10 protein-coding genes are annotated in these 12,181 nt (G+C 64.6%); all 10 read right to left on the reverse strand.

Translation table 11 applies throughout. The features are described 5' to 3' along the window. Positions 1-20: 20 nt before the first annotated feature. Positions 21-986, reverse strand: coding sequence for a glycosyltransferase (locus RI444_RS14060; RefSeq protein ID WP_207604450.1), 966 nt, complete (start codon positions 984-986; stop codon positions 21-23). Next, on the reverse strand, positions 986-1,771 hold the full coding sequence (locus tag RI444_RS14065; RefSeq protein WP_207604449.1) for a WecB/TagA/CpsF family glycosyltransferase: 786 nt from the start codon (positions 1,769-1,771) through the stop codon (positions 986-988). Before RI444_RS14065 ends, RI444_RS14060 begins: the two co-directional genes overlap by 1 nt. After that, positions 1,768-2,658, reverse strand: a complete 891-nt coding sequence (locus RI444_RS14070; protein WP_242703038.1) for an L-threonylcarbamoyladenylate synthase — start codon at positions 2,656-2,658, stop codon at positions 1,768-1,770. Before RI444_RS14070 ends, RI444_RS14065 begins: the two co-directional genes overlap by 4 nt. 12 nt (positions 2,659-2,670) lie before the next feature. After that, entirely contained in the window at positions 2,671-3,543 is an 873-nt protein-coding gene (gene prmC, locus RI444_RS14075) for a peptide chain release factor N(5)-glutamine methyltransferase (protein ID WP_179011546.1), read from the reverse strand. 19 nt (positions 3,544-3,562) lie between these two features. Next, positions 3,563-4,636: a peptide chain release factor 1 gene (gene prfA, locus RI444_RS14080; RefSeq protein WP_021471006.1), complete on the reverse strand. Its 1,074-nt coding sequence runs from the start codon at positions 4,634-4,636 to the stop codon at positions 3,563-3,565. A 211-nt stretch (positions 4,637-4,847) separates the two neighbouring features. Then, positions 4,848-7,007 (reverse strand): transcription termination factor Rho, encoded by a 2,160-nt coding sequence (gene rho, locus RI444_RS14085; RefSeq protein ID WP_069695149.1) that lies wholly within the window; start codon positions 7,005-7,007, stop codon positions 4,848-4,850. 309 nt (positions 7,008-7,316) lie between these two features. Continuing rightward, on the reverse strand, positions 7,317-8,291 hold the full coding sequence (thrB, locus tag RI444_RS14090) for a homoserine kinase (protein ID WP_021471008.1): 975 nt from the start codon (positions 8,289-8,291) through the stop codon (positions 7,317-7,319). 2 nt (positions 8,292-8,293) lie between these two features. Next, on the reverse strand, positions 8,294-9,397 hold the full coding sequence (gene thrC, locus RI444_RS14095) for a threonine synthase (RefSeq protein WP_069695150.1): 1,104 nt from the start codon (positions 9,395-9,397) through the stop codon (positions 8,294-8,296). Next, positions 9,398-10,714 carry a homoserine dehydrogenase gene (locus tag RI444_RS14100; RefSeq protein ID WP_069695151.1) on the reverse strand — a complete coding sequence of 439 codons (1,317 nt, stop codon included), beginning with the start codon at positions 10,712-10,714 and terminating at the stop codon, positions 9,398-9,400. Beyond that, complete coding sequence (gene lysA, locus RI444_RS14105) at positions 10,707-12,179, reverse strand: diaminopimelate decarboxylase (protein ID WP_207604448.1); 1,473 nt, start codon at positions 12,177-12,179, stop codon at positions 10,707-10,709. The genes RI444_RS14100 and lysA overlap by 8 nt, the downstream gene beginning before the upstream one ends. Positions 12,180-12,181: the final 2 nt, after the last annotated feature.

The following is a 12,181-nucleotide window of genomic DNA, read 5'->3' on the forward strand; positions in this document are numbered from 1 at the left end:
TCGCCCGCGGCGCTGTTCCCTTAGCGGGGGCCGCGCTGGAGGTCCTGTTGGACGTCCCGCAGCGGGTAGATTCCCGCAAGCACCGACGCGTTGGAGCGCGGCGGCCTGTAGCTGTCGCGAACGCCCTTGGCGAACCCGCCCAACAGCATCTTGCGGTTGGGCGATGACGCGATGGTGCGTGCCCAGTTGCGCAGCGAAGCTCCGGTGAACAAGACCTTCTCCCACGGAGTCAAGGCATTCGACCGGGTATAGACCCACAGCTTGTTCCGGACCTCGTAGTAGAAGCGGGGACCTGGATCTGCTCCGGCGTCCCCGAACACCTTGGTGTGATGGTTGGCCACGGACGCGCCGCTGGCGAGGGCCACGCCGTGCCGTGAGATGCGCGCCGTGAACTCAAGATCGTCATTCCAGATGAAGTAGTCCGCAATGGGCAGCCCGTGCCGCCTGATCTCTTCGGCCCGGATCAAGACGGAGACAAACGACGCACTGCGGATCTGCGTCGCCCCGACGCGGGATGCTGCGGCGCGCGCGGCTTCACTGGCACCGATGCGGGGCCGCATCCGGTTCATGGGATGGTCGCGACCGTCGGTCCAGACCACGCGGCTCGCGATGAAGGCAGGGAGTACTCCCGTCGCGGCGCCGTAGCCTTCGGAGACATCCAGGGCTTCCCGGAGTGCGTTGGCCTGCGGCTCAGTGTCGTCATCCATGATCCAGACGTGGTCCGCAGCGTGGTCGAGGACGGCGCGCTCCATGCCAACAACGAACCCTCCGGCGCCGCCGACGTTGCTGCTCAACGTCACAAGGTCCGTCTTCAAGGGCCCGCCGTAGGCGCGCAGGTATTCTGCGGTTCCGTCCGTCGAAGCATTGTCCACAATGACGACGACGTCGGGCACTTGGGTGCCGGCAGCGATACCCGCCAACGTTGTCTCAAGGAGCTCTCGCCGGTTATAGGTGACCACGACGGCCACCACAACGGGATTAGACATTACTTCCCTTTGCTCGGGGACGGTTGGAAGCGGCGGCGCAGCAAGATGCCTGCCAACTTCCACGGTTCGACAAATACGCGGTAGGCCACCCGTCCGGGATGCAGGACGAGCCGCCACGCCCACTCGAGCCCCACGCGGCCCAGCCAGCGCGGCGCGAGCTTTTGAACACCCGCCACCTGTTCAATCGCCCCGCCCACCGCGCAGTACACGGCGGGGGGCAACTGGTGGAGCCTGCGATTGAGGACGCTTTCCTGCAGGGGCATCCCCAGCCCGAGGAGCACCAGCTGGGGACGGAAATCGCCAAGCCAGTCCACCACGGCAGTTTCGAGGGCATGGTCCCAGTCCTCCCCGGGCATGCCGTCGACAGTCGCCGTCGGAATGATCGAACGGATCCGCGCCACGGCTTTTGTATTGGCATCCCGTCCTGCTCCAACCACGGCGACGCGTTCAAGGTTGTTGACCCTGCCGAGCTCCGGAATCCAATCCATGGAACCCAGCCGATAGTCCATGCTCCGCTGTCCACGTGACTTCAAGTGCGGCCGGCGCGCCGCTCCCCAGAGCATCGCCACGGGCGCTCCGTCGAGCAGGACAACCGCGCTCCCGTCATAGAGCGTCCGGAAATCCTGGCGCGTGTGGAAAAGGGTGACGCTGTGCAGGTTGTGGCCGAGCACCGTGCTCGTAGTGCCGTCACTGATCAGGCCTTCCAGTGCTTGGACGACGTCATCCGCGCGCAGCGGTGTTGCGTCGACGTCGAGGACGGGGACGCGCTGACGGGCCGGGATCATTCGGACTTGGCTTCGCCGGCTGCATTGGACGGTGGCGCTACGTTCGCGGTGTCCGCTTCAGCGGATCCAGCGTCCGGCCGCGCTGCGTCCACGGGCGCTGCGTCTACGGGCTTTGCGTCCACAGGCGCTGCTTCTACGGGCTCTGCATCTGCAGGCGCCGCGTTTACAGGCTCCGCCTCCGGCGCCGTACTCCCGGCTTCTGCTTCGGCAGGCGACTCAGGTGCTGTTTCGCCGAAGCCCAGCACGGAAGGCACAATCTCCCGGAGGCTTTCCAGCGGGACGGCGCCTTGGCGCACCACCCGGAACGGCGTCCGGGTTGCGTCCACGATGGTGGACGGAACTGCGGCTGTGCCTTGGAGGGGCCGGAAGCCGCCTTCAAGGTAGACCTCAACGGACTCGGCCAGCTGCATTCGTGCCTCGGAAGCCGTCTGCGCTGCTTCCTGGCCAGTGCGGTTGGCCGATGAAACCGCCAAGGGACCCGTCAGCCCAAGCAACTCCAGGGCGAGCTCATCATCGGGCATCCTGAGGGCTACCGTGCCCTTGGTATCCCCGAGGTCCCAATCGAGGGAAGGCTGTGCGTGCAGGATAAGCGTCAGTCCGCCAGGCCAAAAAGCCTGCGCCAGCGCACGTGCGTCTGCCGGGACGTCGGTGGCCAGTCCGTCCAAGGCGTTGATCCTGGGTATCAGTACGGGCGGCGGCATCTGGCGGCTGCGGCCCTTGGAAGCAAGCAACATGGTCACAGCCAGGGGCGAGAAAGCGTCCGCTGCGATCCCGTAAACGGTGTCGGTCGGCAGGACGATGCACTTCTTCTCGCTGATGGCACGCTGTGCATGCTGAAGTCCCTCAGCCCGCTGGTCATCGGAAGTGCAATTGTAGGTTGTGGTCACAGCGCTATTCTTTCACTCTTCGGTGGCCGTCTTCGCCAGCACCGCGCTCGTGGCCCGTTCCTTGCCGTTGAGGTCGAAGTGCGTGGTGATGTCCTGCCACTTGCCGGCACGCCCCAACATGCCGGCTATCCACCCGGCTTGGACTTCGGCGTGTTCCATGACGAAGTACCCCCCTGGTTTCAGCAGGCGGGCCGCCGCGGCCGCTGCCGCCGTCGGAAGTTCCATGCCGTCCGCTCCCCCGCCGTACAGGGCCTCAGGGGGATCGTGCAACGCCACTTCCGGTTCATTCGGGATAGCTTCGGCGGGTATGTAGGGCGGATTGGAGACGACGACGTCAAAGGTTCCGTCATGTTCGACCAAGGCATCCCGCAGGTCTCCTTCAACGAGGATGACTCCCAAAGGCTCGAGGTTCCTTGCGGCCCAGGCAAAAGCCAAGTGGCTGAACTCCACCGCATGGACTTCCGAACCCGGCACTTCGTGTGCAATGGAGCCCGCGATGGCACCTGAGCCGGTGCCGAGGTCCGCTACTTTGGGACGGTCAAGAGAGGCGATCCGGTCGATGACCAGCTGCACCACGGATTCAGTCTCTGGCCGGGGAACAAAAACACCGGGGCCGACGTGCAGTTCCAGGTGCCGGAAATAGGCGACGCCGGTAATGTGCTGCAGCGGGACGCGCGAGGCACGTTCGGCCACCAGGGAGGCGTAGCCCTCGGGCGCCGGGGTGGTGCCCAACAGCATGGCCCGGAGCCGCCCCAAACCGACACCGAGCAGATGGTCGGCAAGCAATTCCGCGTCGACGCGCGGACTGGGGACTCCGGCATCGGCCAGAACGGCTGTGGCCTCGCGAACCGCGTCCGCGAGGCTCTGGCCAGGGTGAAACGACATGGTTACCTGCGTCCGGCTGCTATTCGCCGATGGCATCCAGGCGCGACTGTTCATCCATCTCAATGGCGGATTGGATGACCGGTTCCAAGTCACCGTTCATGACGGCGTCAAGGTTGTATGCCTTGTAGCCGGTGCGGTGGTCGGCAATGCGGTTTTCCGGGAAGTTGTACGTACGGATGCGCTCGGAACGGTCCATGGTGCGGATCTGGGACTTGCGCTGTTCGGAGTTGGCGGCGTCGATTTGCTCCTGCTGGTGGGCCAGGAGGCGGGCACGGAGCACGCGCATGGCGGCTTCACGGTTCTGCAACTGCGATTTCTCGTTCTGCATGGCCACAACGATGCCCGTCGGCAAGTGGGTGATGCGGACAGCGGAGTCGGTGGTGTTGACCGACTGTCCACCCGGTCCGGACGAACGGTAAACGTCGATCTTGAGATCGTTTTGGTTGATCTCGATTTCCTCGGGCTCGTCCACTTCGGGAAGCACCAGGACACCGGCGGCGGACGTGTGGATGCGGCCCTGGGACTCCGTGACCGGAACACGCTGCACGCGGTGGACGCCGCCCTCGAACTTGAGGCGGGCAAAGACACCCTCAGCGGGATCGTTGGAGTTGCCCTTGATGGCCACGGAAACGTCCTTGTAGCCGCCCAGGTCCGATTCCGTGGCGGAAATCATTTCAGTCTTCCAGCCTCGGGATTCGGCGTAACGCATGTACATGCGCAGGAGGTCCCCGGCGAACAACGCTGCCTCGTCGCCGCCTTCACCGCCCTTTACTTCGAGGATGACGTTGCGGGCGTCGTCAGGATCGCGGGGAATCAGCAACCGGCGCAGCCGCTCCTGGGCCGCGGGGATCTGCTCCTCGATCTGGTCCACCTCGGCAGCAAAGTCGGGGTCCTCGGCAGCCATTTCCTTGGCCGCTTCGAGGTCATCATTGAGTCCGCGCCACTTGTTGTACGCCTCCACGATGCCCTGAAGCTGGGCAGACCGCCGCCCCAACTTACGGGCCAGCGACTGATCGGCGTAGACAGCAGGATCGCTCAACCGGGCCTGGATGGCAGCATGCTCATCCAGAAGTCCCTGTACGGACTCAAACATTCTCAAACCTCTTTCGACTTGTACAAGTCTAATAACTGCATCGTGTGGTCACTGACAGCCCATGGAGGGTGGGCCGAACGCAGACGAGCCGCTGATTCTGCTGCCCCGGGAGTGGCTTCGGGCCTGCCGGAGCCGGGCGGCTTGGGATCGAAGATCGCAAGCCACCCGGCGAAGGGGCGGGGGCAGCAGTATCAGCGGCTCATTGGAGCAGCTATTTGTCGTTGTCCGACTTCGCTCCAAGCGTCGTCTTCTGGACCTGCATGAGGAACTCGACGTTGCTTTGCGTTTCCCGGATCTTGTTGGTCAGCAGTTCAAGGCTCTGCTGCTGTTCCAGGCCGGAGAGGACCCTGCGCAGCTTCCACATGATCTTGACCTCTTCCGGGGAGAGCAGGTTCTCTTCGCGGCGGGTACCGGAGGCGTTGACGTCCACGGCCGGGAAGATGCGCTTGTCAGCCAACTGGCGGGACAGGCGCAATTCCATGTTGCCCGTGCCCTTGAACTCTTCGAAGATGACCTCGTCCATCTTGGAACCGGTTTCCACGAGGGCCGTTGCCAGGATGGTCAGCGAACCGCCGTTTTCGATGTTGCGGGCGGCGCCGAAGAAGCGCTTGGGCGGGTACAGGGCTGCGGAATCCACACCACCGGACAGGATGCGTCCGGAGGCCGGTGCTGCGAGGTTGTACGCACGTCCGAGTCGGGTCATGGAATCGAGGAGGACAACAACATCCATGCCCATTTCAACGAGGCGCTTGGCACGTTCGATCGAAAGTTCGGCGACCGTGGTGTGGTCGTCTGCAGGCCGGTCGAAGGTGGAGGCAATGACCTCACCCTTGACGGTGCGCTGCATGTCGGTGACTTCTTCAGGGCGTTCGTCAACCAGCACCATCATGAGGTGGACCTCAGGATTGTTGGTGGTGATGGCATTCGCGATGGACTGCAGGATCAGCGTCTTGCCGGCCTTGGGCGGGGAGACGATGAGGCCACGCTGGCCCTTGCCGATGGGAGCCACGAGGTCGATGACACGGGGGCCGATCTTCTTCGGGTCCGTTTCGAGGCGGAGTCGCTCCGAGGGGTAGAGCGGCACAAGCTTGGCGAATTCAACGCGGTCCTTGAGCTCCTCGGGAGTCTTGCCGTTTACCGACGTGACCCGGACCAGGGCGTTGAACTTCTGGCGGGACGACTGCTGGTTGCGGTCTTCGCCTTCGCGCGGCGCACGGATGGCACCGACCACGGCGTCGCCCTTACGCAGGTTGTACTTCTTGACCTGGGCGAGCGATACGTAAACATCGTTGGCTCCCGGAAGGTAGCCGGAGGTGCGGATGAACGCGTAGTTCTCCAGGACGTCCAGGATGCCTGCGACGGGCAGCAGCACGTCGTCTTCAGTGACCTCGACGTCGTCTACGTCCGGTCCCTGGGAACGTCCGCGGCGGCGCTCATTGCGGTCACGGAAGCGTTCGCTGCGGCTGTTGCCGTCGCGGCTGTCCTGGCCTCGGCGGTCGTTCTGCTCGTTGCGGTCGCGACGGTTGCGGCGGTTACGGCGGTTGCCGCCGTCTTCGCCGTCGTTGTCGTCACGGCGGTTGCGGGAGTTGTCGCGGCGTTCACGCTGCGGCTGTTCACCGGCTTCAGCCTGTTCGCGCTGCTCGGCACGGCCTTCACGCTGGTCGGCGCGGCTTTCGCGGCCTTCACGCTGCTCTGCACGGCTGTCGCGGCCTTCACGCTCAGTGCGCTGTTCAGCGGACCGCTGCTCGGCCTGCTGCTCCGTACGCGGTTCGGCAGCGGGTGCCTCTGCCGCCTCGGCTGCAGCGGCGGCTTCACCACGACGGCGATTGCGGGTGCGGGGCTGACGGCGCTCGGCAGGAGCTTCCGCGGTTTCGGCCGCAGGAGCGGCCGTTTCTTCGGTACGTGCGGCTTCAGCGGCGGGAGCCGATCCAGCCTCTGCCGTTGCCGCAGCGGCGGCTTCGGCCGCAGCCACGACGCCATCGCTGCTTGCCCGGCGGCTGCGTCCACGTCCGCGTCGCGGTGCTTCCTGGGGAGCTGCTTCGCCGGCGGTTTCGACTGCGGGAGCCGACTTTTCCGGCTGCTGCTCAACGGCAGGAGCTTCCTTGGGGGCAGCTGCAGCGCTTCCCTTCGACGGTGCCTTGGCAGGCGCCTTGGTGGCTGGCGTGCCGGCACGGTGGGCGGAAATTGCGTTGACAAGGTCACCCTTGCGCATCCGTGATCCCCCGGAAATGCCCAACTGGCTGGCAAGAGCCTGGAGTTGGGCGAGCTTCAAGCCGGCAAGGCCGCTGCTCTTGGTGGTTGCGGCCGTTGACGACTCGGCAGCAGAAGATGTGGTGTCCACAGCTGAAGCCAGCTCAGTGGTTTCTGTCACGAAGGATCCTTCCCCCTCGACGGCGTCCGGAGCGAGAGCCGGACGCGATGATTTGTTCCGGGCTGCAGTTCAGATCTGCAGCCTATGGTTTCGGCCGTGCCTGATGGATTGTGGCCAACAGGGCCGGATACTGATCGTCTTCACTGGATCCAGTTGCCCGGACAACCGGCTGACTTAATCAGGGAACAGAGAGAGTTCTGCGGCACCTGAGACAGGCCGGAAAGAGACGGCACCGCCAGACGTTGGTGCAGTTGACGAAAGGGTACGGCGATACTGCCGAGATCCAAAATCAGGGAACTGCCCGCGGCTTTACCGCCGGTGCACTTCCACTCTAGCACCTTCAACGTCCACAGCCAGCGTCATCACGCGCCAAGCAACGTCGGGTGTGTTGGCCGAAGTAAAGGCGTCGATGTGGGCGGTGACTGCTGCGGCCTCGGCCTCGCCGTTGGCGAGCACCATGACAGTGGGTCCTGCACCGGACACGACGGCGGCGAACCCGGCTGAGCGCAAGGAGGAAATCAGGTTGGCGCTCGGACGCATTGCCTCCGCCCGGTAGCTCTGGTGGAGGTAATCCTCAGTACCCGGGAGCAGCAGCTCCGGCTTGCTGGTCAGGGCATGGACCAGCAACGCTGCCCGTCCCGAGTTCATGGCTGCGGCATGGTGGCCCACCGAGGCGGGAAGAAGGCCACGCGCAGTTTCGGTGGAGAGCTCAAAATCCGGAACGGCCACGACGGGAACCACTGATGCCGCGACGTCCGCGCGCGTGCTGCTGTACTGCTCGCTGTCCTGCCATGACAGCGCCAATCCGCCGAAAATTGCGGGTGCGACGTTGTCAGGGTGGCCTTCAATCTCGCTGGTCAACTGCAGGATCCAGTCACGGTCCTGGCGGGCCTCGTCCGGAACCATGGCGTTGGCAGCGGTCACGGCAGCAACCACGGCGGAGGCGGAAGAACCCAGGCCACGGCCATGCGGGTTGACGTTCTCGGCAATGATCTTCAACCCGTTGCGCTGGAACCCGAGCCGGTCCAGGGCCAGGTCGATGGCGCGGACCACCAAGTGGGAGGAGTCCCGGGGAAGTGTTTCCGCTCCCTCTCCGGAGAGCTCGAACTCGAGCTCTCCGGAGGAAAGGGTTTCCACGGTCAGGGTGTCGTAGATGGACAAGGCCAGGCCGAGGCTGTCGTAGCCGGGGCCAAGGTTGGCACTCGTACCGGGCACCCTGACCGTCAGGCGCTGGCCGGCCGCGACCTCTGTTCGATCAGTCGCGGTGGGCTGCGTTGTTTCCACTCTTACTTTTCTTCCAGTCCCAGTTCTGCTGCAACAGTGACGACGTCGTTGGGCACCTTGACCGGCTGGACATCGCTGCCGTCCTCGGTACGCAGGGCCCACTGCGGGTCCTTCAGGCCGTGGCCGGTGACGGTGATGACGATCTTGTTGCCGGACGGCACCTCACCTGCGGCGTGCTTCTTGATCAGGCCGGCGACGCCTGCGGCCGAGCCGGGTTCAACGAAGACGCCTTCCTTGGACGAGAGCCAACGGTGGGCGGCGAGGATTTCCTCGTCCGTCACGGCCTCGATCAAGCCGCCCGATTCGTCGCGGGCCGCAACAGCGGTTTCCCACGAGGCCGGATTGCCGATGCGGATGGCCGTGGCAATGGTGTCCGGCTCGGTGATGGGATGGCCGGCGACGAAGGGGGCGGCACCGGCAGCCTGGAAGCCCCACATGGCAGGGGTCTTGGTAGAGACTGCGGCCAGCGTGCCGTTGGGGGTCTCGAAGGGGGCGGAGTACTCCTTGTAGCCCTTCCAGTAAGCACTAATGTTGCCGGCGTTGCCTACGGGCAGGACGTGGATGTCCGGTGCGTCGCCCAAGGAGTCCACCACTTCGAAAGCACCGGTCTTCTGGCCCTGGATACGGGCAGGGTTCACCGAATTCACCAGGAACACCGGGTAGGACTCGCCCAGTTTCCGTGCGATGTCCAGGCAGTTGTCAAAGTTGCCGTCAACCTGCAGCAGCGTGGCACCGTGGGCGATGGCCTGGCTCAGCTTGCCCATGGAAATCTTGCCCTCGGGAACCAGGACAGCGCACTTGAGGCCGGCGGCCGTAGCGTAGGCAGCTGCCGAAGCGGAGGTGTTGCCGGTGGAAGCACACACAACGGCCTTGGCCCCGGCCTCTACCGCAGCCGTCATGGCCATGGTCATGCCACGGTCCTTGAAGGAGCCGGTGGGGTTCATGCCTTCGACCTTGAGGTAGACCTCGGAGCCGGTGAGCTCGGAAAGCTTCTGCGCGTGGACAAGCGGCGTACCGCCCTCGCCGAGGGTAATGACCTTCGTGGCTTCCGTTACAGGCAAACGATCAGCGTATTCGCGGATTACTCCGCGCCATTGGTGAGCCACTTAGACCCCTTCTACCCGCAGTACGGATGTCACAGAATTGATAACGTCAAGGCCCTTCACGGCCTCGACGGTTGCTGCAAGTGCAGCTTCGGATGCACGGTGCGTCACGATCTTCAGCTCAGCCGACTCCACAGCGGACGAAGAGTCCCGGTGGATCGTCTGGCGCATGATCTCGATGGAGACGCCGTTCTCCGCGAAAATGTGGGCGATGCGGGCCAGGACCCCGGGTTGGTCGGCGACGTCGAGGCCAATGTAATAGCTGGTAGTCGAGGCTTCCACGGGAAGGGGCTGGACGTAACCGGTTGTCGTCTCCGTGCGGCCCGGGCCGCCCAGGACGAGGCGGCGCGCGGCCGACACGAGGTCGCCCAGTACGGCGGAGGCGGTTGGCGTTCCGCCCGCCCCCTGGCCGTAGAACATCAGCTCTCCAGCGTTTTCAGCCTCGATGAATACCGCATTGAAGGCACCGCGGACGGCTGCCAGCGGATGCTCGCGCGGCAGCAGCGTGGGGTGCACGCGCACTGAGATGCCGCTGCCGTTGTCCGGGGACTCGATTTTTTCGGCGATGGCCAGGAGCTTGATGACAAAGCCGGCTTCCTTGGCGGAGGCGATGTCCGAGGCCGTGACCTTGGTGATGCCTTCGCAATAGACGTCGTCCAGCGAGAAGCGGGTGTGGAAGGACAACGATGCAAGGATCGCGGCCTTCGCGGCAGCGTCATGCCCTTCGACGTCGGCCGTGGGATCGGCCTCGGCGTAGCCAAGGCGCTGGGCCTCGGCCAAGGCGTCGGCGAACTGGGCACCCGTGGTGTCCATCTGGTCCAGGATGAAGTTGGTGGTGCCGTTGACGATGCCCAGGACGCGCGTGATGCGATCGCCGGAAAGGCTGTCCCGGATGGGCCGCAGGATGGGGATGGCTCCGGCCACGGCGGCCTCATAGGAAAGCTGGACGCCTGCCTTGTCCGCTTCTTCGTACAGCGTAGGTCCGTCCTGCGCCAGGAGTGCCTTGTTGCCGGTCACGACGCAGGCACCGTTGCGGACGGCAGTCAGGATCAGCGAGCGGGCAGGCTCAATCCCGCCCATGAGTTCAATGACAAGGTCCGCGTCCTTGACGAGGGTCTCTGCGTCGGTTGTGAAGAGCTCCCTCGGCAACTCGACGTCGCGCGGGGTATCGATGTTCCGCACGGCAATACCGGACAGTTCCAGTCGGGCGCCGCTGCGGGCGGCGAGGGCGTCGGCGTCGTCAATAAGAATCCGCGCGACCTGGGCCCCCACGTTGCCACAGCCCAGCAGGGCCACCTTCAGGTTTCGCACTTCAGACATTCGCCACTCCCATGTCGCGGTTCAAGAGATCTTCTTCGGTTTCCCCGCGGACAATCAGCCTGGCGGCTCCATCGCGCACTGCGACGACGCCCGGCCGGGCAAGGTAGTTGTAGTTGCTGGAGAGGGCCCAGCAGTAGGCGCCGGTACCCGGTACTGCGAGCAAATCACCGGCTGCCACGTCCGCGGGCAGATATACATCTCTAACAACTATGTCGCCGCTCTCGCAATGTTTGCCCACTACGCGGGACAGCCGCGGCTCCTCCACAGAGCCGCGGGACGCCAAAACTGCCGAATAATCCGCGTCGTACAGCACCGGGCGGGGGTTGTCGCTCATGCCCCCGTCCACCGACACATAGCGGCGCGGATACGTAACGTTTCCGTCCCCATCCTGGCCGTTGCCGGAATCAACGCGGACGGTTTTGAGCGTACCCACCTCGTACAGGGTGAAGGTTGTGCTGCCAACGATGGCCCGGCCGGGCTCTATGGAAATCCGCGGGGCTTCCATGCCGAGTTCGGCACACGTAGCGCGGACGACGGCGGCCATTGCCTCTGCGATCTCCGCCGCGGGCCGCGGGGTGTCCACGGGCGTGTAGGCGATTCCGTAACCGCCGCCAAGATCAAGTTCAGGCATGACAATGCCGTACTTGCCCTGCATGGCGGCCTGGAAGGCGAGCAGCTTCTGCGCCGCCAGGGCGAATCCGTCCGGTTCGAAGATCTGCGAACCGATGTGGCAGTGCAGGCCCAGCAGCTCAATGCCGGGAGCGGAGACCGCAGCGGCGACTGCTTCTTCCGCCGCAGACAGCCCTGCTTCACCGGTGGTGTCCCCGGCCATCGACAAGCCGAATTTCTGGTCTTCGTGGGCCGTGGCAATGAACTCGTGCGTGTGTGCGTGCACCCCGGGAGTGAGTCGCAGCATGATTTTGGCTGCTTCTCCGCGTCCGGAGGCAATCCGCGCGATCCGCTGGAGTTCATCGAGGCTGTCCACCACGATGCGGCCAACCTTCATGTCCAGCGCGCGGTTGATCTCGGTGTCGGATTTGTTGTTGCCGTGCAGGCTCAACTTGCTGCCGGGAATCCCGGCCCTGGCAGCAACCGCCAGTTCACCGCCGGAGCAGGTATCCAGGCGGAGGCCCTCCTCCGCAACCCACTGGGCAACGGCCGTGCACAGGAAGGACTTGCCGGCATAGTAAACGTCCACTCCCCCGCAAATGTCTGCGAAAGCCGCATCGAAGGCGTCCTTGAACCCGCGTGCGCGAACGCGGAAGTCCGTTTCGCTCATGACGAAGAGCGGTGTGCCGAACTGTTCCTTCAGTTCGCTGACGGTAATACCGTCAATGGCAACCTCGCCTTCCGCAGTACGGTCGACGCCCGCCGCCCACAGGGGTGCCTGCAGGGCGTTCAGGTCCTCCGGCACGGCGAGCCACTCCGGAGCAAGCGGGGACGCGTGTGAAGCCTTGGTGGTCATCG

It is taken from the genome of Paenarthrobacter sp. AT5, from assembly GCF_032764245.1.
GTDB classification, from domain to species: Bacteria; Actinomycetota; Actinomycetes; order Actinomycetales; family Micrococcaceae; genus Arthrobacter; species Arthrobacter ureafaciens.

Coding starts and splice junctions, on each gene's coding strand:
- RI444_RS14060 (WP_207604450.1), bottom strand. CDS start 986: ATGTCTAATCCCGTTGTGGTGGCCGTCGTGGTCACCTATAACCGGCGA.
- RI444_RS14065 (WP_207604449.1), bottom strand. CDS start 1,771: ATGATCCCGGCCCGTCAGCGCGTCCCCGTCCTCGACGTCGACGCAACA.
- prmC (WP_179011546.1), bottom strand. CDS start 3,543: ATGTCGTTTCACCCTGGCCAGAGCCTCGCGGACGCGGTTCGCGAGGCC.
- prfA (WP_021471006.1), bottom strand. CDS start 4,636: ATGTTTGAGTCCGTACAGGGACTTCTGGATGAGCATGCTGCCATCCAG.
- RI444_RS14100 (WP_069695151.1), bottom strand. CDS start 10,714: ATGTCTGAAGTGCGAAACCTGAAGGTGGCCCTGCTGGGCTGTGGCAAC.
- lysA (WP_207604448.1), bottom strand. CDS start 12,179: ATGACCACCAAGGCTTCACACGCGTCCCCGCTTGCTCCGGAGTGGCTC.